Annotated in this window: 18 protein-coding genes and 1 pseudogene; 10 read left to right on the plus strand and 9 right to left on the minus strand. The window is 56.5% G+C overall.

Annotation, left to right across the window (positions count from 1 at the left end):
- The first annotated feature begins 457 nt into the window (after nt 1-457).
- The 4 genes from VGI36_17300 to VGI36_17315 all read left to right on the plus strand — a co-directional run bounded on the left by VGI36_17300 (nt 458) and on the right by VGI36_17315 (nt 5,375).
- Nucleotides 458-1,492, plus strand: a complete 1,035-nt coding sequence (locus VGI36_17300; protein ID HEY2486904.1) for an HlyD family efflux transporter periplasmic adaptor subunit — start codon at nt 458-460, stop codon at nt 1,490-1,492.
- A complete protein-coding gene (locus VGI36_17305; protein HEY2486905.1) occupies nt 1,492-3,657 on the plus strand; it encodes an FUSC family protein in 2,166 nt (721 codons plus the stop codon). Before VGI36_17300 ends, VGI36_17305 begins: the two co-directional genes overlap by 1 nt.
- Before the next feature lie 244 nt (nt 3,658-3,901).
- Nucleotides 3,902-4,900: a glutathione S-transferase family protein gene (locus tag VGI36_17310; GenBank protein ID HEY2486906.1), complete on the plus strand. Its 999-nt coding sequence runs from the start codon at nt 3,902-3,904 to the stop codon at nt 4,898-4,900.
- A 169-nt stretch (nt 4,901-5,069) separates the two neighbouring features.
- Nucleotides 5,070-5,375, plus strand: a complete 306-nt coding sequence (locus VGI36_17315) for a hypothetical protein (protein ID HEY2486907.1) — start codon at nt 5,070-5,072, stop codon at nt 5,373-5,375.
- A 171-nt stretch (nt 5,376-5,546) separates the two neighbouring features.
- Here the strand turns inward: VGI36_17315 and VGI36_17320 are convergent, their stop codons facing one another.
- From VGI36_17320 to VGI36_17345, 6 genes are all read right to left on the minus strand, one after another.
- Nucleotides 5,547-5,843 (minus strand): hypothetical protein, encoded by a 297-nt coding sequence (locus VGI36_17320; protein ID HEY2486908.1) that lies wholly within the window; start codon nt 5,841-5,843, stop codon nt 5,547-5,549.
- 64 nt (nt 5,844-5,907) lie between these two features.
- On the minus strand, nt 5,908-6,117 hold the full coding sequence (locus VGI36_17325) for a hypothetical protein (GenBank protein HEY2486909.1): 210 nt from the start codon (nt 6,115-6,117) through the stop codon (nt 5,908-5,910).
- Nucleotides 6,118-6,972: 855 nt separating this feature from the next.
- A complete protein-coding gene (locus VGI36_17330) occupies nt 6,973-9,078 on the minus strand; it encodes an alkaline phosphatase family protein (protein HEY2486910.1) in 2,106 nt (701 codons plus the stop codon).
- 554 nt (nt 9,079-9,632) lie between these two features.
- Entirely contained in the window at nt 9,633-10,028 is a 396-nt protein-coding gene (locus VGI36_17335; GenBank protein HEY2486911.1) for a DUF302 domain-containing protein, read from the minus strand.
- Between the two features lie 556 nt (nt 10,029-10,584).
- Complete coding sequence (locus VGI36_17340) at nt 10,585-10,803, minus strand: helix-turn-helix domain-containing protein (protein ID HEY2486912.1); 219 nt, start codon at nt 10,801-10,803, stop codon at nt 10,585-10,587.
- 144 nt (nt 10,804-10,947) lie between these two features.
- Nucleotides 10,948-11,157, minus strand: a complete 210-nt coding sequence (locus tag VGI36_17345) for a hypothetical protein (GenBank protein ID HEY2486913.1) — start codon at nt 11,155-11,157, stop codon at nt 10,948-10,950.
- 634 nt (nt 11,158-11,791) lie between these two features.
- Between VGI36_17345 and VGI36_17350 the strand changes: the two genes are divergently transcribed.
- The 4 genes and pseudogenes from VGI36_17350 to VGI36_17365 all read left to right on the plus strand — a co-directional run bounded on the left by VGI36_17350 (nt 11,792) and on the right by VGI36_17365 (nt 15,792).
- Entirely contained in the window at nt 11,792-13,126 is a 1,335-nt protein-coding gene (locus VGI36_17350) for a GAF domain-containing sensor histidine kinase (protein ID HEY2486914.1), read from the plus strand.
- A 259-nt stretch (nt 13,127-13,385) separates the two neighbouring features.
- On the plus strand, nt 13,386-14,000 hold the full coding sequence (locus tag VGI36_17355; GenBank protein ID HEY2486915.1) for a YceI family protein: 615 nt from the start codon (nt 13,386-13,388) through the stop codon (nt 13,998-14,000).
- 292 nt (nt 14,001-14,292) lie between these two features.
- Nucleotides 14,293-15,300 (plus strand): annotated as a pseudogene (locus VGI36_17360) (arylsulfatase).
- Nucleotides 15,301-15,432: 132 nt separating this feature from the next.
- A complete protein-coding gene (locus tag VGI36_17365) occupies nt 15,433-15,792 on the plus strand; it encodes a hypothetical protein (protein HEY2486916.1) in 360 nt (119 codons plus the stop codon).
- A gap of 40 nt (nt 15,793-15,832) precedes the next feature.
- On the opposite strand, the gene VGI36_17370 is transcribed toward VGI36_17365, so the two are convergent.
- The 3 genes from VGI36_17370 to VGI36_17380 all read right to left on the minus strand — a co-directional run bounded on the left by VGI36_17370 (nt 15,833) and on the right by VGI36_17380 (nt 19,347).
- A complete protein-coding gene (locus VGI36_17370) occupies nt 15,833-16,060 on the minus strand; it encodes a helix-turn-helix domain-containing protein (protein HEY2486917.1) in 228 nt (75 codons plus the stop codon).
- Between the two features lie 1,222 nt (nt 16,061-17,282).
- Nucleotides 17,283-17,528 carry a hypothetical protein gene (locus VGI36_17375; GenBank protein ID HEY2486918.1) on the minus strand — a complete coding sequence of 82 codons (246 nt, stop codon included), beginning with the start codon at nt 17,526-17,528 and terminating at the stop codon, nt 17,283-17,285.
- A gap of 682 nt (nt 17,529-18,210) precedes the next feature.
- Complete coding sequence (locus tag VGI36_17380; GenBank protein HEY2486919.1) at nt 18,211-19,347, minus strand: Ig-like domain-containing protein; 1,137 nt, start codon at nt 19,345-19,347, stop codon at nt 18,211-18,213.
- A 969-nt stretch (nt 19,348-20,316) separates the two neighbouring features.
- On the opposite strand from VGI36_17380, the gene VGI36_17385 reads away from it, so the two are divergent.
- Nucleotides 20,317-21,285: a quinone oxidoreductase gene (locus VGI36_17385; GenBank protein ID HEY2486920.1), complete on the plus strand. Its 969-nt coding sequence runs from the start codon at nt 20,317-20,319 to the stop codon at nt 21,283-21,285.
- A gap of 172 nt (nt 21,286-21,457) precedes the next feature.
- Nucleotides 21,458-22,267, plus strand: a complete 810-nt coding sequence (locus VGI36_17390; GenBank protein ID HEY2486921.1) for an alpha/beta fold hydrolase — start codon at nt 21,458-21,460, stop codon at nt 22,265-22,267.
- Nucleotides 22,268-22,428: the final 161 nt, after the last annotated feature.

Genomic DNA, 22,428 nt, shown 5'->3' on the forward strand with positions numbered 1-22,428 from the left:
AGCCACCGGCGCGGACTCGCAACCATCACCGATTTGATTGGCGCAGAGCGCGACCTGATGGCGGCGCGATATACGCTCATCCAAACTAAGGCAGGCCTGTTGATCTCGTCGTCCGCCGTGGTTCACGCGGTCGGGGGCGCGTCGGCCTCGAGTGCGCCTGTACCGTGAATACTCAACCCCGAATTGAACTGTCGTTCGGTCTGCTAGGCCCGCCTATCTTGGCAGGGTGCAGTCCAGTCATTAGTCCCGTCATTAGCGTGGCCGGGGCGAATTTCCCCTTGTGGACATTGTGTCTTCTGGTGTGAGCTACGATCGCGCTATCTTTGCGGCCATTGTTTGTTGCCATTGGACTCGACCAATGGATGGCGCCCCGAACCCTCGTCTACTGCTGTCTTGCGCTGGTGGTCGCCTTCCTTTGCTGGCTGCTCGTTGGGAGGTGAACCGGTAAAAGGTTCCTATGGCGCAGCCAAGCAAAACGGCATCGAGACGGCCCCCGTGGACGCGAGCGCTCGGGCGAACGTTGAGCGGTGTTCTGGTCCTGGCGGCCTTGGTGCTGGGGTGGGTCGTTTACCGAGCGTATTTTGCAAATCCGCGGACTGATGACGCCTACGTTCGCGCGGACACGGCGTCGGTGGCGGCCCATGTCAGTGGTCAAATCCTTCAACTACCCATAAAGGACAACCAGCGAGTAAAGAAGGGCGACCTTTTGTTCGTGGTCGATCCACGTCCCTACAAACTTGCGCTGGATACCGCGTGGACCAAACTGCACTTGACCCAGATCGAGATCAAAACGCTGCAAGACACGATCAAGGCGGCGGATGCCCAGTTGTCCCTGCGCAAGGCTGACGCGGCAAATATCAAACAGTATCTGGACCGTATCGTCCCGTTGCGCGAGCGCGATTTCGTTACCGATAACGAGGTGGTTGAGGCGCGCAACAAGCTTAAGGCCGCGCAGGCGGGCGTCGCTGCCGCGACTTCTGATCTGCAGAAGGCGCAAGATGCGTTGGGTGTTTTGGGCGATGTCAACCAGCGAATCCGTGCGGCTCAGGAAGCGATTGACGACGCGCAGCTCAACTACGATTACTGCTTCGTGCGTGCGCCTTTTGATGGCTACGTAACCAACCTGAACATTGCCGAGGGGCAGTACGCCAATGTCGGGCAGCCCGTGCTTACTCTGATTGACGACAGCAATTGGTACGTGCTCGCGTATTTCAGAGAAGACCTGCTGGATCGAATCCGGCCTGGAATGGGCGCTGACGTCTCGCTGCTGAGCTACCCGGGAAGGCTTTTCCACGGAGAGGTGGAGGGGATCGGGTGGGGACTCTTTCAATCCAATGGTGCTACGGTCGGCGGCCTGCCGAATGTCGAAGAGACGCTCAACTGGGTGCGACTTAATCAACGCTTTCCCGTTCGAATCAGCCTTAAGCATGCTGACGCCAACCATCCGTTTCGTATGGGCCAAACGGCAGTAGTCACGGTAAGGGGCAGATAGTGGCCTCGTCGGCCATCGAATTCCTGACAAAGGAGCTGGCCCCGACTCGCCGGCGGTTCATCGAGGCAGCGCGGACCGCAGTCAAAGCCACTGTTACTACGGGGTGCGCTGCCACACTACAGATACTTGGCCCGTTCGGAGCCCTGTTCGCCTTCCGACTTGGACAACCTGGAATTTCTTTCGGACTGTTCGAAGGAGGCCTAACCATTGTCTCCGCCGCGATAATGCAGGCAGCCATCGTGCCGATAACCGGCAAACTGTTGGACTATCCGGGGCTCATTATCGCCTTCCTGTTTGTGGTGTTCGCGACCGTGGCCTACCTGCTGTCCAACACCCGATTGTTTCTGATCCTGGCGCTGGTGGCAGTGGGAACCATCACGACCGTGTATGTCGGAATTTTTGAGCCGGGTCAGATCGGCTGGGGCTCGACCTACACTTTCGACGGGATTTTGGCCGCGACCTTGGTGATGGTCGCAGTCGACAGCTGGATTTGGCCGTCTCCGGCGGAGCCAAAGCTGCTGGAGTCCGTAGCCGCCGACTTCGAACGATCTAGAATGCGCCTCCAAATGGTCGAGCAACGCTATCTCGATCCGCTTTCCGCGCCACTGCCGACTCCACTACTTGCATCGCAGCTGGCATCACACTTGGCACTGTTGGAGTCGATCAAGGAACACGAGAAGCCGACACCCGAGCATCTTGCTCGTTTACTCGACGCAGTGGTTACCGCCGAGCGGGTCTTTCTGGAAGTGGAGCGTCTCGCGGTGCTCGCCGATGAACCGGTATCAGATGAAATCAGACGAACCTATCGATACCAGCTCAGGGTGGTTTTGAGCGATCTCGACGCGGTTCTCGCGAGACGGGCCGAGGACGTGCTCGCCGGAATCCAGGGTGTTGAGAATCCCGCAGAGGAAGTCTCACCTCATTTGCGCGGGTTGATCCGGCAGCTGAAAGACGCGAGCGCGCAAATTCTGACGGGCCGCGAGACCGCGACGGCGGGTGGGGTGTCGAATTTTGCTGGATTTGTGGACGCTCTGGATGTGATCGAAAATCTACTGGCCACGCCGCTTTTCGGAAGGGTCGCTAGCGAGGCAACCGGAGAGGAAAAGACTGTCGGGCATGAATTTTTTAATTCGGACAGATTTCGCTTCAGTGTAAAGCTCGGAGCCACAATGGTATTGGGGCTCCAGGTCGGACTGACGACGCAACGCGCCGACCTTCAGACCATCCTTTGGAGCATCGCGGTCGCGGGCCAACCCAACCAATATGGCGCAGTCTTGCGCAAGACTATCCTGCGCCTAGTCGGATGCATGATGGGCGGGCTTGCCGCGCTCGGGGCAATGCTCCTTGTGTCACAGAACTTCGACTCGCTGCCAGCATATCTGGTCGCGATATTCGCGGTGACCTTTTTCTCTACTTACCTGTCGCAGAGCAGCGACTGGTTGAACTATGCGGGCATTCAAACCGGCATCACGTTTCTGATCTGCTATGTCGGACTGGGGCCATCCTCGGACATTTACCGGCCCCTGTGGCGCTTTTGGGGCATCGTGCTGGGCGTTCTCACGACCGGCTTCGTGTTTTTGTTTCTATGGCCGGAATATGCCAGTGACAAGCTGGTTGAGAGTCTTAGTAAATTGATCCGCACTACGGTAGCTTTCGCAAAGGAAGTTGCCGACGGGACCGTCACCGAGACACAGAGCGCCGCCCTAGAGCAACGCCTGAGCATAGACCTGTTTGAAGTCCTCAACCTCGCGGATCAGGCGAAACTTGAAGGCCGACGCGGGTTGGTGAATTCAACCAATGGAGTTAATGCCGCGGCTACCCTCATCCGAATCGCGTATCGTTTTCAGGTCATAGCGCGTGCGCGGGGGTCGGGAGCGGAAGCAACTCTACCCCACGAGGTGCTCGCACGCCGCTTTACGCAGGAAAGGGAATATTGCGATGCCCTCGAATCGAAAATTAATATGCTTGAGTCCGTCCGTTCGCCGGACCGATCCCCCGCACCCCTAAAGCAATCAGTTAATGAATTCATCCACATGAGCGACGATTTAACGACCCGCGCTGCGTCGGAAAGTGGTGACCTGGCTGCACAGCTGGAGTCCTATCGTCGACTTCCCGTACTTCTCGAGCATCTTGACGCTGCGCTCTCAAAGATTGTGGTATCGTAAACTTGCAGTGGTTCATTTTTGAAAACGTTCGGATTTGAATCAGCGCCTGCGATCGGGAGCCAGAAATGACACGGCTCCGTCTGCCCCGTTCTTTCGCAGAAAATCTAATGATTTTTCACTCGCGGACACCGAGGCTTCTCGCGATGAGGAAAGGATTTCTCGACGGCGCACTCCCAGGTTTGTTGCACGGGCTGGCCTTAGGAGACTCTGGTCATCTTGAAGGGGCGAGCCGGGGAGGTGAGTCATGGGACTGCTAATAAATGGTGAATGGCAAGATAGCTGGTACGACACGAGTAAGACCGAAGGTCGTTTCGTGCGTGCCGACGCCGCGTTTCGGAACTGGGTAACCCCGACGGGCGAACCTGGCCCGAGTGGCTCAGGCGGGTTCAAAGCCGAGCCGGGGCGCTATCATCTATATGTATCTCTAGCCTGCCCGTGGGCACATCGAACGTTGATTTTCCGCAAGCTCAAGCGACTCGAGCAGGTGATATCGACGTCGGTGGTTGATCCCATCATGGGTAGCAATGGGTGGGCGTTCACGGCTCCCGACGGGTCCCTTTATCCGGGATCAACAGCCGATAGTGCGAACGGGGTTCGGTATCTTTACGAGGTCTATCGATTGGCTCGCCCCGACTTCACGGGCCGCGTGACGGTTCCGGTATTGTGGGATAAACACCGTAACACGGTCGTCAATAACGAATCCGCCGAGATTATCAGGATGCTGAACAGCGCCTTCGACGAGTGGGGAAGTCGGGAGATCAATTTTCTTCCCGCTCACCTGCGTACCCGGGTCGACGAGATCAACGCCTATGTCTATGACAACGTGAACAATGGAGTTTACAAGTGCGGCTTTGCCACCGCCCAGACAGCCTATGAGACCGCCTTCGACGCGCTGTTCGCCGCTCTTGATCGAATCGAGACACAGCTCGCAAGCCAGCGCTATGTCGCGGGTAACGAACTGACAGAAGCCGACTGGCGCCTGTTCACCACCTTGGTGCGGTTCGATTCAGTTTACTATGGCCATTTCAAATGCAATCTGCGTCGGCTGGTCGACTATCCAAATCTCTGGAACTACACGCGCGAACTCTATCAGAAGCCCGGTGTAGCGGAGACCGTCAATCTCGTACATATCAAGCGCCACTATTACATGAGTCACACGACCATTAACCCCACCGGCATCGTTCCCAAAGGACCCCTGCTCGATTTCGGGGCAGCACACGATCGCGCGCGCCTGAAAATATGATGTTAGCAAGTCTGGGTGGGGCGTGAGCGCATGAAGATTCTACATACGCGCAACACGATTGTGGCTTTGGTCGGCCTGTGGTTCAGGTTGATGGGCAGTTTGCGCTGCGGAGAATCTCGCTCCCGGATGGAACCCAAACGCATTTCGGGATCTGAGCACCCTAGAGATAATGACAGTCGGAGCGAAAGAAGGTGAACGCTGGTCGAGGCTGTGGCCGGTCGTTATCGACGGGAAGCTTTACGTGCGGCTGGGCGATCGGGCCTTCGAGCGAGTTCAGAAGAACGTTGCAAGCCCATATGTGCAGGTGAAGATTGGCGGCCAGAGGTTCGACAGGGTCCGAATCGGGGCCGCTCCTGAGATGGCTGAGAAGGTCGCGGCCACGATGGCTTACAAGTACTTCTTGGATATTCTGGTTCGGCATGAGTCGCATCCAATGACGGCGCGTCTCGTTCCTGAATCGATCTCACCGCCATGAGGTAGAGGATAAGGTGGTCGAGCTTGAGCTGAGCTTTTGAGACGGGCGCTCAAGCCGAGGCCACGTGCCGCTTTCGGCATTCACCAGGCCGACGCTCTGTTTCAAGATCTGCTGGGCGAAACGGAGCGCACCTCGCAGATCCGTGGCGCCTCGCTTGGTTTGGCCCCAGCCTTACATCTCTGCGACTGTCTTGCTGAGTGTCGTCCAATCGACGATAGGACTAAGTTTTCGCTTGCTTACCAACCCGCGCGCAATCGCGTCGCTGAACGGACGGAACGTGAGCTCATGGTCCTGGATGTCAAGTACCAACACTATCTTAGCCTCTTCGTTCGAGGCCCACGGACCAGCCTTCAGCGTGACACCCGGCGGAAAGCCATTCTTCATAGCAGCCTCAATGAGTTGGTAGGCGCTTTTGAAACTTTCTTTGCTGGTGACGTTTAAGAAGATTTCGTCGAGATAGAGAGACATCGAACTCCTCCTCACTAATTTCGGTCGGAAGGCGAACGAATTTGGCCCGTGGTACGGAAGGCGATTATCGCTCCACAGAAGCGGGAATATTCCCCGCACGCAGATGCTCAACGACCTTCACGGGGTCTTCCACAACTATGACCGCATATTTTGAGACTAGCTTGGTACCTGACTGCGGCTTGATGCCACTCTCGCTGAGCAACTTCAGCGCCTTCACGAAACTGTCGGACAGGTCGTTACCACTTGCCGCGGGTTCAACGATGATTCTGGCCATCAGTTTTCTCCCAACGATAAAGGATCCTCGCCTTGCTCATCGTGTACAAAATTGCCTCGGAAGATGCCACCCTGTGAATATGGCGGGGTTTCTATTCCGGCTAGCCTTCTTCTCCCGCGGGAGTTCGCGACCAGCTGGAGGCGAACTTTTCCTGACCGCCCCTGGGCAGTTTTTGGGTTCGCCCAAAAGCTCGGGCATTTGTGACCATGCGGGACAACATGAAACCTTCTTCGCGTTGTGGAAAGACGCATATGCGGATCGCCTCGAAATGTTGGCTGTAAAGCAATTCCTTACGTCGACCAGGCCAAACCGAAGTGGCTGAGCCGCCTGTGAACCGAACAAAACTGCACCGGTACTAGCATCCCTGCTTTAAGAGCGACATCCAGGCGATCTGAAGGAGAGCGCTCCCGGAGGTGCAAGTCGCGTGAGGCCCGTTAGGTCGGGACTTGCCGCATCGCACATCACGGTCGAGGTGTTTTAAGCCTAAAGACTCGCAGACTTAAGCACGTCGTTAACCCGCCAATCTCATCCGTGGTGCCGCAGCAATCTCGGCTCTTCTTTCCCCGCTGTGCAAAAGATCGGTAGCTAAGCGTTCCTAGAAGACGATGGCCGTTCGCTCAAATTTAACCAGAGTGGAATCGTTTAATTCAGGTCAGCCCCGATCAACTCTGGCGATTGCGCGTGAAGCGGCAGCTTTCCGAACCTGCGATTCTTACGCGACAAGATTGAGTGAACAATGTCGACGGTGACGGTACCTGCAGGCGGCGAGAAACCGAAGGCGCGGCCAAACTTGATTGTAGCTATGAGGAAGGGAACCTGCACTCTGGCCAGAGGCAGGCTCCCTTCCCCGCAATTTCAAGGAGCCGATGAGAAGTTGAACAAATCGGTCAGATCTCCGATGGCGGGGCGATTGTTCGGGACATAGGGGTTGCCCGCACTGGTCACCGGATTCTTCAGATTGTCTCGGCTCCGACTCGTGATAGGCGCGACGCTCCAGTTGAACTCGATGAACTTTAGGATGGACACGTGGTCGCTATAGACGTGGGAAATGTGGCCGCCAGTTGAAAAGGGCGAAACCACCATCATCGGGATACGGGTACCATCGCCGAAGAAATCGAGCGCCTGGATGTAACCGGAGTCGTAGTAGCCACCGCCCTCGTCAAAGGTGATGAAGATTGCAGTGCTCGCCCACAAGCTTGGGTTGGCCTGCACTGCATCGACGATCTTCTTGACGAAGCCCTCGAACAGGATGAGCTTCGATGAAGCCGGATGGCCATCAACCCAGCCGCTGGGCTTGACGAAGGATACCGCCGGCAGCGTACCATTAGCGATATCGCTGTAAAGGTCAGTCGTGTCTTTCAGGTGCGTAGTGCGAACCGCCGCGTTGGTCATGATGGAGGTGGAATACTGGAAGAAGTTGCAGATGTTGCAGTACTGATCGCTGGTCGGCCCGATTGCCCCAAAATTCAGCTGGTACTTGTCGGTAAGATAGGCGTTAAACTGATCGCCGTAGTATTTAAAGGAAACATTTTTATCAATTAACGCGTCACCGACATTGCGTACAGTCGACGGTGGAATCGTAAAGGGAGTGTTGTTCACATTTGTATCGGTGGAGGCGTTCGACCCATCGCCGAAATAACCCGGGTTGTAATTGTTGAGCAGATAGTAGTGGTCAGGAGCGCAGTTGGGGTTGATAGATACTGAACCGAGGTACGTAGTGACTGCGGTCACCCCCGGTTGTGTGGTATCGGCGCAGTCGCTGTACGAGCCGCCGCCGAATGCGGCGGAGCCAAACGCCCCACCGCCGTAGCCGTCCTCAGTGTACCAGTTGTTTGTGCCCCCAGCCGGATTTGGGTCTTCCACCTCATCGACAACGCCGGCATTGGGCGTCCCTTTCAGGACCAACCGGTTATGAGGTGGAATGGCTGGATTTCCCGCCGCATCACTGAAAAAGAGCGCATCGCCATATCCCATCATGATGTGATTCGCGCCGGTGCCGCCCATAACCGCCTGGTGATAGTTGTCGCTCATCGAGTAAGTGTCAGCGAGGAACTCTAGATAGGGGGCGTCGCCTTGCTGAACGTTATAGAAGCCGAGCGCCGTCGACCCTTCGCCAGTGGTCTTCGCCGAGGGAGAAAACTCAGTGCTAAAATTGCGCGGCTGCGCCAGGCCGTTAGTACCAGCACCAACCGTCACTTCGACCCACGCAAACAAGTCTTGTAGACAGCCGCCCGGGTTCATAAGGGAGGCGAAAGTCAGGTTACAGTCGGCTTGCTGCCACATCTGGTAAAACCTGTGTACGGGACTAGCGGCGTAAGCGTCATAAGGGAACGTGGCGGAAGTTAGCTGGAAGGGTCCCGGGGAAAGACTGTTGACGTTCTGGATCCTGGTGTCCGGAGTCTTCGACTTCAGGCCGGTGCCGCCAGTCAATAGGAACTGATAATAGTTGGGCGCCAGGCCGTTCTCCGAGGTGGTCGCGTCTCGCGGAGTACACATACCGTTGTCTGTACAGACGTTGGTGGGACCTCCGGCCAACGGGTCTGGAAGAAATGGGTAGAGCGCCTTGTCGCCCGGGCTGGTCTCGTACAGCTGACCGGTTGCAGAAGTGTCTCCTGTGTTAGGACAAAGGCCCCCCTTCCCGACATCGCAAGCCGAGTTCTGGTTGGCCATAGAAAAGTTCGGCCCTGGTGATCCGTCGGCGTTGATGATCTTTTCGGACAGAAGATTGTTCACCGTCTGCCCAGTCTTTGGCTGATAGGTGGCGAAAATGTGGTCGAACGTGCGGTTTTCGCCGATGATCACAATTACATGTTTAATGGGAGTACTAGTGTTGTTGTCGTTGCTGGGTGGAACTGCAGCGCCGACGAGAGGAATCCCAATCACAAAATTCATCGCTGCGACAAAACTTAGCGTAACCGCAGAGTTGTGGATGATACTTTGAACACCGGATCTGATCTTCATCGTGGTAGTCCCCCAGCGAGGTTGGCGAGCGATCGGAATAACCGCTTGGGAACTACTACAGCATTCCCATTAACCAGGTCTTACCAATCGATTAAAAGCGTCCGGGATTTTAAAAAAATGTTGGATGCGCCGTCGGTTGGATTGTTGGACGAGGTTCATCAGTTATCCGATTGGAGTCTTCAAAACTTGAGTTTTAGAGAAACGCGGTAACAACGCACCACACCTTTGTAAACAAGACCCCCCTGCCGTTTTTGAACTCGAGAGATGACCGGTGTTGTTTCACGAGGTTTTGTCTGACACGGACCAGTGAGGTCCTGCTATTTGGCACTTAACACCGAATTCAGCGATGCATACCTGATCACCTTAGCCGCCGAAGCTCATGCGAAGCCTGCATTTGGTGGGCGCTAGGGGTATGCGCTCGTCAAGTTCGGAACATGGTTGACGATAAGGGGGGAGCGAGCCATGGCCACCCACCCGAGGCGAAGAAACCGTACTGGGGCTAGATGTGCGCAGTCGCGTCTGCGACGGCTGAGTACTCTCCTTTGTCGTCGCGCCTACTCCGCGATCATGGACGCTAGAGTTTCGATGATCGCGATATTTTGGAGCAGTTCCTGTGGCAGGCCATGCCGCTCCTTCAGGTAACTCGGGCTGTTGTACGAAACCCAAACCTTTCCGTTCTCATCCTCGCCGACCAGGATCTTGAGGGGTAGATCGATCGCGCTGCTGGGGGCAGCCAACATAAGCGGCGTGCCGGCCTTGGGACTCCCAAAGATCAACAGCTTGGTAGGACGCATTTTCAAACCCGCCCTTTGGGCTTCGCCGCTGTGGTCGACCATCGCGAACAATTGGACTCCCTTCGCCTTGAGTATGTCCTCAAGCTTTTGCACGGTTTGGTCTACCGAATGATTGCTAGGTATTTCGACGATTCCCGTAACTTCACTGGGGGCCATGGAGCGTCTCCGTTTTTCTTACCGTAGACGGGTTGAGCCCGGAACGGAAGTTGGACTGGCAAAGGTCTTGTGCACCGAGTCGCGATCCGGTTCGGACCTCACTTAGACTTCGCGGAACGCGGAGATCATTTTTGAGGCGAAGAGCTCAAGATGGGGTTGGACCCAGCGCGGTGGCAAGGTCCGGGAATAGTAGTGGGTCAGCGGAACTGTGTTGATGTAGTCGCGGATTGACGATGAATTCTCGGGATCGATGGTGGCGCCGGATTCTACCTACCTCCGCACTCGACGTAAGCGATCCAGACGCCGCGGCCAAAATTATGTAAAACTGCGAGTTTCGCTCGCTTTATATCGACGACCTGGACGCGGGTACATCGAGGCAGTAAGCGATCGGCGAGGGGTCGTGAGGTTCGAGGTTCGCGGATCCGCTGATCTCCGAGGTGAACGCAGAATGATGACGAGGCCCACGTAATGTTCGTAACCCTCGTCGAATCTCCTCTTCGCGGAAGCTCCCCAACTTGGAGTTGAGCATCTCGGAGGGAGACATCCTCTTAGATCATCAGACGGGAGTCGCGCGGATGCGGGTATGTAGCCATTTTTCAATAAGGTCGCGACTGAACCGCCAATCACTGCCGACCCGGAATGCGGGGAGTTGGCCGTTTCTGAGCAACCTGTAGACCGTCGAGCGATGGACCCGCAGAAAGTCCGCCAACTCATCGGCGGTCAGCAATTCGTCATGTCCAACTCTGAGTGCTTTCACTTCCAAGTCGGGTTTCACCTTCGAGCTGAGGGTTACTACTCGAGCGGACCAACTAGTGATTTGTTCGTACCAGAAGCGTGAGCCTTGTGAAATTGGACTTTGGTCCAATGGGCACTCGAGGGGGTGGGCGCGCGCTCATCACGGCGAGCGCGGACTGTGGGTCTATCGCTCGACGAACGCGTCGATATCCGCGATTCGCAGATGCTCGAGAACCTTCAATGGGTCTTCGGTGACGATAACTGCATATTTTGAGACCAGCTTCGTGCCCGAGCGGGGTTTGATGCCGTTCTCATTGAGAATATTCAGCGCCTTTATGAAGCTGCCTGGGAGGTCATGACCAGGGGCTGCAGGCTCTACAAAAATTCGGACCATTTTATCTCTCACTTTGGAATCGACTATCTGCTCGATCTATTGATGGTCAGACACAGGAGGAGGGCTATCAGCGATGAAACTCCGAAAGCCGAAACAAAACCAAGCCAAAACAAGGTCACCTCTCTGTCACCCTCTGAAATTGGTCTTTACGAAGGAGGAAACGGATCTACCGCCTTCAACTAGCAGCTCGCGGCAGTCACGAAGATCGTTCTAGTAGCACCTTGCTAGTTGGACGCGCTCGCGGTCCTGCGTATTCAGGCGGGAAAAGACCAGCTGTCGACTGCAATAAATGGGTTCCGGAATTGAGGCCAGGCTTTTTGGTTCCTCTCGGAGGAACTTCGCACTGCGGATGCGTTTGACGGCCGAAATCGTAACGCGGTCCGAGCAGCGCATCCGGTCTCTTGAGGGAGGATGTCTTTCTCTGAAGGGTCCGGCGCCAACACACACGCTGGCCGCAGCCAGCAAGGGACGGCCGCGCGATCTTTCGGACTCACGTCGCTAAAAAGAACCAGCGGGACGGTAGCGGCGCGCTTGGCCCTTTCCCGCGTCGGTCGATCAGACATATAAGAACGAGACGGGAACTGCCCGTTCGCCAAGCTCATGGCGATGCTCAGACGGGCAGCGAAGCTTGTACGTGGCTGCGCGTTTGAAAGAAACCAAAAAAACCTCCGGTGCGGGCGCTCATCGTGCACAAAAGGGTGCTGGAGCTACAGGGGTAGATTTCGAAGCGCTGCTCAGCGATTTATCGGCCGCTTTCGTCCGTGTGGCGGTTGACGAGATCGACCGTGAAATGGAGCACGGGCTTGAGCGGATCGTGCTGGCGATGAAGGTCGATCGCAGTACCGTCGTGCAAGTAGTTCCCCAAGACGGATTTCTCTACGTAACCCATCAGTGGGCGCGAGCGGGTGTTGGGACCCCGCAGCGGGGCATACCGATTGATCGGACACCTGAAACCCCTTGGCTCGATGACCAGATAGCATCGGGCCACGTGGTAGTGTTCTCGCGCCTGGACGACGTTCCGCCGGAGGCCTCAACTGATCGGGAGGTCTTCCGTGACGCCGGGAGCAAATCTAACGTTACGATCCCATTGCGGGTCGGCGGAGTCGTGGTCGGTGCCCTCTTGTTTGGCGCGGTCCGTTTCGAGAAACATTGGTCGGAGCAGGAAGTGCAGCGCCTCAAACTGGTGGCTGAGATCTTCGGAAACGCCTTTGAACGAAAGCGTGCCGAAACGGAGATCCGCCGGCTCGCGGAGGAATTGCGTCAGGCTTCACAGGTAATGACGATGGGAGAGCTGACCGCTTCGCTGGCGCACGAGCTCAACCAGCCGCTCGGAGCAATCTTGAACAATGCGAAAGCTGCTCGACGCCTGCTTACCGCCAAGACCCCGGATCTAATCGAAATTGACGCCGCGCTGGACGATATTATTCGCGATGATGCACGGGCAGTAGATATCGTCAAGAATGTTCGCGCCATGTTCCAACGCGGCGCGGCCAAGATGGCACCGATCGATGTCAGGCAACTCATAGTTGAGGTAGCTCGCATAGTGAACAGCGATGCGAGGATGAAGGAAATCTCGTGGTCCTTGGAGTTGTCCGATTCGCTGCCACGCGTGCGAGGCGACAAGACACATTTGACGCAAGCCATCCTGAGCCTGGTCGTAAATGCATTTGACTCGGTTTGCGACGGCGACGGACCGCGCGAGGTTGTTCTGCGCGCGGATCAGGTGGAGCCCAATCACGTACACGTATCCGTGCGCGATTCCGGCAAGGGTATCGACGCCAAGGTGATACCGAATCTGTTCGAGGCTTTTTACACGACCAAACCGCGTGGCATGGGCATGGGCCTCACCATCGTTCGTTCAATCATCGAGAATCATGGAGGCCGGATCTGGGCCACTCGCAATCCAGTGCGTGGCGCTACCCTGGAGTTTATTCTGCCAGTCGAACCGAATAACCAGCCGACCAGCTGAGCCGAACGCCAGGAAGCTTACCCATCGTCCGACGCGTTTGCGCCGAAAGCGGTATGCGACCGCGACGACCAAAAATGAAGGCCTTTCGACGGCCGTTGTGGTGGGGGGATGCGGGGAACTAGCGCCTAGGGCAGCCGCCTTCATTGGACCAATGTCCAATTGCGCGATTCAACAGGATGTAAGAAAAGAACCTCAACCATAAAGCGGTGGCCAGGAAGCGTCGGCTGCAGGGTCACGGACGAATCAGCGGTTAATAACAATGAATAAAGAATTTTTACAGGGCAGGCGATGGGTAGCTAGCGCTCTCTTCGTCGTGGCGTCAGCCGTACTCCCGTCATTAAGCTCTGCGCAAGAGGTTCCAGTTTTTCAAATTACGCCGCTCGAAAGCACGATCAAGTTCGGCGTGAAAGCGTCCGTGCCGATCGAAGGTCGGTTCGACCAGTGGAGCGCCACTCTAACCTTCACGTCCCCGGAGGTGACGACTGCAGTCTTTGACGTTGAGATACAGGCTGCCAGCGTGGATACGGGGAGCAGCCTGAAGAATAGCAAGCTCAAAAGCTCGGATTTCTTCGACGTCAACAACAATCCGTTGATTACGTTTAAGTCAACCAAGGTCGTACAGACCGCTCCTGACACCTTTGAGCTGGACGGCAACTTTACAATTCGGGGTGTTACTAAGGCCGAGAAGCTGGCACTCACGGTGTCTGGCAGAGGAACCGGCACGGGGCAGATTAACGGGACCATGGCCTTCGACCGCAAAGATTACGGGATGAACAGCGGCATTCCCTTTATTAAGATCGCCGACCGTGTATCGGTGACGGTCTCCCTGAAGGCGACGCGAGTCGCCGGGCCTCCGGTAGTGTTTAAGCAGTAGTCAGCGGAGCCAATGCGCCAGCGGACCCCAATCCCGCTTGGGATACCAGCCACCCTGAACCTAGCGGAGGCCAGGCAGGGTCATACGGCGCGGACCCCGAGCTCCGACACCTCCCGGGAACTGGGCAATTTTTAGAGGGTGGCAGATGTCACCAAGGTGTCATTTACAGCGCCACGCCAAAGGCCACAATCGGATCATGGTTTAGCAGCCGACGGAATTGCGGGCCGGAGGGAAGCGGGACTTCTGCCGCTTATAGGCCCGAGTTCCGTCGATTCATCGAGGAGAGGTTTCAATGGCGAAGGCGAAGCCAAACATTCTAGTCATCTGGGGTGACGACATCGGCACCTCCAACCTCAGTATCTTTACCAAGGGGATGATGGGTTACCGGACACCTCATATCGATCGAATTGCCGAGGAGGGAATTCTGTTCACTGACAGCTACGGGGAGCAGAGTTGCACTGCGGGACGATCGGCATTCATTACGGGTCAGAGCGTATTTCGTACGGGTTTGAGCAAGGTCGGATTGCCGGGAGCCGATCTGGGCCTGCGTGGTGAAGATCCCACCATCGCGGAGCTGCTAAAGCCGCTGGGCTATGCCACCGGCCAGTTCGGCAAGAACCATTTCGGCGACAAGGATGAATTTCTGCCAACCAACCACGGATTCGACGAGTTTTTTGGCTTCCTCTACCACTTGAACGCGATGGAAGAGCCAGAGTTGCCGGATTATCCTTTGTCCTCCGACTATCCCAACTTCAAGAAGAATTAAGGCCCCCGCGGTGTGCTCGAGTGCAAGGTAAATCCAGACGGCACCCAATCAATTCACGATACCGGTCCACTGAGCAAGAAGCGTATGGAGACCATCGATGATGAGGTCGTGGCCAAAACGAATGACTTCCTAGAGCGTCAAGTCGGGGCCAGCAAACCGTTCTTCGTATGGTTCAACACCTCACACATGCATTTCCGCACACACGCCAAGCCCCAGATCCGGGGCCAGGCCGGGCGCTGGCAGTCGGAATATCACGACGTGATGATTGAACACGACCTGGTAGTCGGCAAACTGCTACAAAAACTGGACGACCTGGGCATCGCCGAAGATACGATCGTCATGTACAGCACCGATAACGGCCCGCACATGAACTCGTGGCCTGACGCTGGTATGACACCCTTTCGCAACGAGAAGGACTCGAACTGGGAAGGGGCCTTCCGCGTCCCGTGCATGGTCCGTTGGCCGGGCGTTGTCAAACCTGGCAGTGTCTCCAATGAAATCATCAGCCACCTGGATTGGCTGCCAACCTTCTTGGCCGCCGCTGGCGAGGGCGACATCAAAGAAAAACTTCTCAAGGGCCATCAGGCGGGCAAGAAAACCTTCAAGGTTCACCTCGACGGATACAATTTCCTGCCTCACTTGAGCGGCCCGGCGAAGGCGCCGCGGGTGGAATACTTTTACTTCTCCGACGACGGCGATATGATGGCCATGCGATACGACAATTGGAAAGTGACGTTCATGGAACAGCGGATGCCCGGCACCCTGCGAATCTGGCAGGAACCACTCGTCTCGTTGCGGTTTCCTAAGCTATTTAACCTCCGCACCGATCCCTACGAGCGCGCCGATATTACCTCGAACACCTATTGGGACTGGGTGTTAGATCACATCTTTCTGTTCCTTCCCGCGCAGGCAATCGTGGCAGATTTTCTAAAAACTTTCGGGGAATATCCGCCACGCCAAAAAGCAGCGTCCTTCACCATTGACCAGGTGCTGGAAAAGCTTCAGCGGCAAGGCGGAAGCCATTAGATGCAAATGCGCTGGGATCGACCGTCGGCCGCGAAGAACATTAGATACTGCCGGATACGGCCCAACCTTCAGTCATTTTGCCTGCGGGATTCCAACCATTGCTCAAATGAAACGCGACTGAAGCGCCAATCACCCCAACCCCAACTGGGAAAGCCCACAGATCACCGCTCTTCGCCAGCCCGTAGATGGTCGACGGATGGATCGGGAGAAAGTTCGCCACTTCCTTCGCAGTAAGGATTTCGTCGCTTAACGGTTTACGCGCCTTCATTTTTTCTCCATCAAGTTTGGGCTCCCCGCTGAGCCTAAAATCGGAACACCAGAATTCCGCGCTTCTCCGCTCGCTTGAGGACAGAGCGCGCATGAGCCTCGCAGTAATCGCGTTTCCAAAAGGACTGACCTATTCGGTCCGCGCATTCGATCTGGACTCTCGCGTATCGGGCGCAGTGGCTCTGGCTCCTGCATCTGGTGACTTAGTAGATGCGCCTCGCGAAAATAAATGAAGTTGTGCCCTCGAATCGCCAGAGGATTCTACTGAGGTTGGCCACCTCCGGGCCTCGCTTGAGGCGGGGGTAGTAGCTCGCGATACATTTGGCGTCGCTGACCCGTTCGCGTAGATGTTGAGACTGAGCGGATGCCAACTTCATAAGTCGTCCGAGTCCCCCAGGATCAGTGCTTGGGCGAAGGCGAGGATGTGTGGTTTGTGGGGCATAACCGCGTGCTTGCAAATTGTCGGCGTGGTCAAATTCCGCGACAGGTTGCGATGTGGGACGGAAGTTGCTGGATCCTACCAGCGCACAGCGAGCTGAGGCTTTGCCACTAGGGTCGGTCTCGTCGAGTCGGTTTCCACGCGGCCCTCATCTAGCTGTAGGAACGCTGCTTCAGCAGCTTCCGATTCATACGACCGGAAAGCCGCTCGAATACGTCTAGCGAATCCGCCGACAACTCAGTTTGCCAGGACCGATCTTCGACCAGGCTCAAGTCAGGCTTCAGGCGCACATCATTGCCGCCGATAAGATGGTAAGGCTCCGCGGGACTCGCAAACATTGAAGGAAGGTATTGAATACCGATAAACCGGCAAAGTTTGCGAATGGTCTGCTGCGGGGGCGCGGCAGAGTTCTTCGTAAGCCAGACGGATCTGACGCTCAGGCGGGACACGACGAAGCATCCACTTTGTATACAGGTTCGCGCGCCACCATCTCTTGGCGGCCTCGTGAGCTGTGTAGCCGGTCTTCATGAGCGAGTTCATTACCGCGCGGCCGTCCCTGGTGAGGTAAACGGCGAGGACCTCACACGGCCGCATGAAATGGATGTGTAGAAAACGGTAGATACTCTTCGAAGAGTCGACCACAATAGGCCGTCCGCTAACCTCACATGCAGCGCATAAAACTCAACGGCATTGCGAGTTCGCTCGAGTAGCGCCGACCAAGCCGACAAGCGAGCCATTTGAAGCCATATGGGCTTCGGGAAGGTCCGCACGGCGATGATTGATACTAGATGCGCCAGGCGTTGCGGGGGAGGGTTCGCTCGAAGATCCTGGACAGATCAATTGCAAACTCGTTGGCGAAATCGGTTGGGCTGAAGGCCCGCTTCGCGCTCAGCCGATCTACCACCTTCGACCATAGGGGACAGGACCTGACTGGTACTCCGCAGTTGCAAAGTTGGTTGAGCCCTATCCAGCGGTCGAAGAAAGCGATCTCGCTCAGCGCAAGAATCTCCGCATGGGCGCCGAGGATCATCGCCAGCACCGTCGAACCGCTATGTCCAGATCCGACTATGAAAACGAACCGGCGTGGGAATCTGCTGGCAGTGGAGGGGGATTTCTCGATTGCGCAACTTGAGCGGTGCATAGAAACCACGACCCTACCGGCATTCCTTCCGGCTCGCTGAGAACACGAGACGCTTCGAGCCAGCGAGGCCGCTGCTCGCTGGGCAGGCTTCGTGCCAAGTCAAAAGCGCCGGCCTGCCGACTCCGAATCCCGTCAGGTGAGGCAAATTGCTTCGCGTTTGGTCATCGTCGCGTAGAAAATTGCCGCGATCGTCCGACCTGGTCAGCGCAGGTCGGTGCGCGTTACCTGCCTTGACGACTGTCGAAAGCGAAGCCGCTGGCACCTGTTTCAGTGAAGATCTGGATCCGGACAGGATTTAGGGAATAGCCGCGCCGTTGGCCAGAGAAAGCGTTCCCCACAGTTGCTGACAGGAGAGGCTGCCTGTTTTTCACTATTGCGGCGAAGCGGCGCTGCCGCCTCACGCTAGAGACTTCGGTGAACGCAACGCTTATCGGGCGAATGCTCAGGGGCCATCGGCGTCCTCCTGGGAGCCGGGGCTCAAGCGAAGAGGGCCGACCGGGCAAAAGGGTAAAGCCCAGCGGTGACGATTGGAGCGTCACCGCCGGTGCGTTGAGTCCGTGAAGGTCTTTGATCAGTCAGGCCAATTGACAGAGGGCCACCGGGTCTTCCAGGGTTTCTGCGCGGCTGTTTGTTGGAGAGCGTTGATATACCAGACTGCGCCTGATGTCGAGTCGCCATCGTACCAACTGCCGGAATAGTGCAGCCCGATGCATCCCCATAAGATCGTGTTGAGATTTCCGCTGGCGATATCACCAGCATAGGTGTGCCCATTGTAGGCAGGCTTGCCGGCAAAGTATGGCGCCAAGTCACCGTCCATGCAGGCTCTTTGGTCAGCGAAACGGTAGTCCGCCGAAAACGCAGTAGAGGTCTGCATCATCGGCCAGGTTTGCCAGTCGTAATAGACTTTGGTCTGGAAGTCGCCCCATGAGTCATAACAGCAATCGGAGCATTCGTAGTTCCAAAGACTAGTGAAATCCCCGTTAACGCACTGGGATTCGACGGTGTGTTTGTCCCCGCCGCTGTTCAGCTGGTCCCAGCTCCAATGTTCGTCGGTCGCCTGAGCGCGGACCACATCCTCGTCGATACCCCATTTGCATGCGGCCCAGCGAAAAATCATATCGGTGGTGCCGGTGTATTGCCCGTCCACCCGAGCATAGGCCCAAGTTCCGTTGTAGGGACTCCACGCATAACCATTGTTAGCGTATGCTTGGAGCTGTGCAGAGGTTGGTTTGGTATTGTTCGGCCCTTGATTATCAGGAACCATTTCCTGTTCCCAGGGGATCTCCGCCGCACAGGTCTCGTCGTTGGGTAGCGAAGCGCTCGCCGGAAGCGTATAGAAATGCCCCACGGGTGAAGTACCGCTGTTGTTCACGTTGACTTTGATCGTCTCGGCGGCATTGGCCGGCTTGCCGCTCGGGTACGCGTCGACCTGCAGGGTGTGGGTGCCGTTTGCAAAGGAATTGGTTTTCCAGGTGAAGCTGACGTTGCCGATTCCTGAAACCGCGATCCCCTTTCCGTCAACCCAGAGTTTAGACCACCACGCCGAAGTGATTTGCGCACTGACAGTGATGGTGCCGTTCACCGTCGCTCCATTGGTAGGATTGGTTATTATAACCTCCGCACATGCCGCTCGAGCCGTGGCCAGCACGAGCGATCCAAATAGCAACCCGATTAGTTTTCCAAATCTCATCTTTAGCCCTTCTTCCATTCCATCGACCGCCAGTAACTGGCGAACTCGGGCACACCGCTGCGTCGCACTGGGCACTGCTTTTTTCGCTTTCGGCGCGCGCGTCGAGGGTACCGCTGTCGTCGCCGCAGGCAGGGAGCCCTCGGGAGAACGAGGGACTCAAGAGCTGCGACGAGACCGGTTGCTCTTTGAGCGCGGAAATTCACCGCGCATCAAGGCGACTCAAAAATGTCCGCTTTCAGAAAATCAGGCAGTGGGCGAGCCGCGTCCGCCAAAGGTGTGAATGGTAAGGAGTTAGGTGATAGAATTCAGGCGTGGGTTCAGGACTATTGCGAACGGGCCGGACTTCTGATTTCTTCCGATACCTCCAGTCATGGTTCCCCCAACTCAACGGAAAAATCAGGGTCGCAAATGGATACATTTAGCATCACAAAAAGTCAAGTAAAGTTTTGTGTCAACGCTCCTTACAGACGTTAGTTGACCCGGTTGCCAGCATCAGGGGTGATGCTAAGCACGTCTGCATTGAAATAGCGACTTTAGCTCTAGCGTTGTTAAACGTATTTTCGTGGAACCGTGCAGAAGTCGCCCCCGCGAGAGGCTGTGGATAACCGAGATTTCCTTTGACGTGTCTCGGGGTCAGGTACCTCAGGTGAATGAAAAACGTTTACTTCACCTCTCGCTCTACCTCCTCCCGCCCTGGTGGTTCTTGGCATCCTCAGGAGACCTGGCAACCGATCCAACAGGCGCGTTTAGAGGTGCCGAGGAGTTGGGAAGAATTGATTAAAAGTTACCAACAGCCTGCTTTCCCGCAGCCCTCTTGGCTTCAAAACCAACCTTTGACAACCGCGCCCTGATCGGTTGTTCTTGGTCCAATAGTGCTATGCGAGCGTATTTCGCCAGGTTAAAATCTGCCGCGCTTGTGGATAACCTGTGGATAGACTCCCGATTTTTTATCTGGCGCCGGGGCGTCTTTGCATTGCGATGGGAACGATGAGAGCCATTCAGTTTGACCGGCTAGGCGGGGCTGAGGTGATGGAATTGAGGGAGGTTCCCGTGCCGGAACTTCGTCCCGGTACGGTGCTGGTGAAGAATCACGTCATTGCGATCAACTACGGCGATACGTTCTTCCTTCGCGGTACCTATCTGGTCAAACCCCGATTTCCCGATACGCCGGGCATGGAGGCTTCGGGAGTGATTGCGGCGGTCGCCTCCGATGTGAAAGCCCTGAAGACCGGAATGCGGGTTGCCTACATCGGGATGGGTGCCTATGCCGACTACACCCTCATTCGTGCCTCGCGGGTCATGCCGATTCCTGAGGAAATGAACTTCGAGCAGGCCGCTGCGTTTCCCATCGCAGTCTTGACCGCCTGGCACATGCTCCACACCTGTAACGACACCAAGCCGGGCGAATTTGTAATCGTGCACTCGGCCGCCGGGGGCGTCGGGATAGCCGCGGTGCAAATCGCCAAGGCCGCGGGTGCGCGCGTGATCGGGACGGTCTCGAGCGATGAAAAGCTCGCGCTAGTTACGCAGTTTGGTGCCGATTGGGTGATCAACTACGAAACTCAGGACTTCGCCGAGCAAGCGCTGAATCTTAGCGAAGGACGCGGAGTGAACCTGATTCTCGATGCGGTCGGCAAGCCAACCTTCGAGAAGGGACTACGATGTCTAGCCCCGCTCGGACACCTGATAGTCTATGGCCGTGCGGGCGGCGCACCGGGTCCGGTTAATCCGCTCGAATTGTTCGGCAAGTCGGTGAAGGTCAGCGGATTCGCCGTGACGATGATGTATGCGCTGGCCGACCATCACAAACGAGCCCTCGACGAGGTGTTTCGCCTCGAGCGCGAGGAGAAATTGACCGTGCCGATCGGAGGCAGGTTTCCACTGGCCGAAGCAGCGCAGGCCCATCGTTTTCTCGAATCGCGCCGCTCTACCGGAAAGTTGCTGCTCATTCCTTAGGATCGCCGTCGTCTCAGTCCCACCGCAGCAACGCGTCACTTCGGACCTAAGCCCGGAAGCCACAGTTGTAGGAATAAGGATGCTCGCGTCAATGATTGCAATCGCCACCGCGGCTCTACTTTCTCTGCCGTTTGCCTTACCCTCATCTGTGACTCCGGAATAAGGAAGAAAAATGGAACACGCACAGATAAACGGAATTAATATTGCTCACGAAGTTGGCGGCGCAGGCACCCCGATGGTGATGATTCACGGCGCCCAAGGCGACCAGACGATGTTCGCTGGCGTCGCAGCCACATTCAGGCCAAGGTTCAAGGTCCTGACTTTCGACCAACGCGGCTCGGGTCTGAGTGATAAACCGGACATGCCTTACTCGGTGGCGATGCTAGCCGACGACACGGCGGCACTGATGGACCATGTCGGATTTGCGGATGCTCACATCATCGGCGTCTCGATGGGAGGGATGATCGCCCAGGAGTTTGCACTGCGGCATGCACCCAAAGTACGTTCTCTCGTGCTTGGCTGCACAACGCCCGGCGGCCCGAAGTCGATTCGCGCGACGGGGCTGGCCACCAACGCCTATTCAACGAAAGAAATGTCGGCTGAAGAGCGGGGCAGGGCGCTGACGGAAGCTGCATTTACCAAGGGCTACCTCGCAAGCCATCCGGAGTTGATTTCCCTGATGGTCGAGCAGCGCCGGCAGCGGCCAATCGATCCGGTCGGCTTTGCCCGGCGCCTGGAAGCGTTACAAACCTTCGATACCTACGATCGCCTGCCGCAAATCAAATGCCCGACCTTGGTGATCACGGGCAAAGACGACGCGCTCATTCCTTGGGAGAATTCCCGCCTGATTGCAGGTCGTATCGCCGGCGCGCAGCTCAGGATCCTCGAGCCCGCCGGCCACTGCTTTTGGCTCGAGCAGCCCGAGCAGTCGCACGAGGCGATCGAACACTTTCTCGAAACGATTGCGAACCCGTCCGTCTAGCATCGGTCTCGGCTGTTGTGAGAGACGGCGTTGTCCAATCTGGAACGGGCGACGGACAGTCCCGAACAGCGATCGACGACCGAAGTCGCTCGCTCTGTGGCTCGTTGAAGTCCGAATAGCGTCAGATTCGGACCCGAGGTTTTCTGCCGCTATCCGGGTAA

The organism is Candidatus Binataceae bacterium, assembly GCA_036495685.1.
In the GTDB taxonomy this organism is placed as follows: Bacteria; Desulfobacterota; Binatia; order Binatales; family Binataceae; genus JAFAHS01.

Coding starts and splice junctions, on each gene's coding strand:
- VGI36_17300 (HEY2486904.1), top strand. CDS start 458: ATGGCGCAGCCAAGCAAAACGGCATCGAGACGGCCCCCGTGGACGCGA.
- VGI36_17310 (HEY2486906.1), top strand. CDS start 3,902: ATGGGACTGCTAATAAATGGTGAATGGCAAGATAGCTGGTACGACACG.
- VGI36_17315 (HEY2486907.1), top strand. CDS start 5,070: ATGACAGTCGGAGCGAAAGAAGGTGAACGCTGGTCGAGGCTGTGGCCG.
- VGI36_17320 (HEY2486908.1), bottom strand. CDS start 5,843: ATGTCTCTCTATCTCGACGAAATCTTCTTAAACGTCACCAGCAAAGAA.
- VGI36_17325 (HEY2486909.1), bottom strand. CDS start 6,117: ATGGCCAGAATCATCGTTGAACCCGCGGCAAGTGGTAACGACCTGTCC.
- VGI36_17330 (HEY2486910.1), bottom strand. CDS start 9,078: ATGAAGATCAGATCCGGTGTTCAAAGTATCATCCACAACTCTGCGGTT.
- VGI36_17335 (HEY2486911.1), bottom strand. CDS start 10,028: ATGGCCCCCAGTGAAGTTACGGGAATCGTCGAAATACCTAGCAATCAT.
- VGI36_17345 (HEY2486913.1), bottom strand. CDS start 11,157: ATGGTCCGAATTTTTGTAGAGCCTGCAGCCCCTGGTCATGACCTCCCA.
- VGI36_17355 (HEY2486915.1), top strand. CDS start 13,386: ATGAATAAAGAATTTTTACAGGGCAGGCGATGGGTAGCTAGCGCTCTC.
- VGI36_17370 (HEY2486917.1), bottom strand. CDS start 16,060: ATGAAGGCGCGTAAACCGTTAAGCGACGAAATCCTTACTGCGAAGGAA.
- VGI36_17375 (HEY2486918.1), bottom strand. CDS start 17,528: ATGATCCTCGGCGCCCATGCGGAGATTCTTGCGCTGAGCGAGATCGCT.
- VGI36_17380 (HEY2486919.1), bottom strand. CDS start 19,347: ATGGAAGAAGGGCTAAAGATGAGATTTGGAAAACTAATCGGGTTGCTA.
- VGI36_17385 (HEY2486920.1), top strand. CDS start 20,317: ATGAGAGCCATTCAGTTTGACCGGCTAGGCGGGGCTGAGGTGATGGAA.
- VGI36_17390 (HEY2486921.1), top strand. CDS start 21,458: ATGGAACACGCACAGATAAACGGAATTAATATTGCTCACGAAGTTGGC.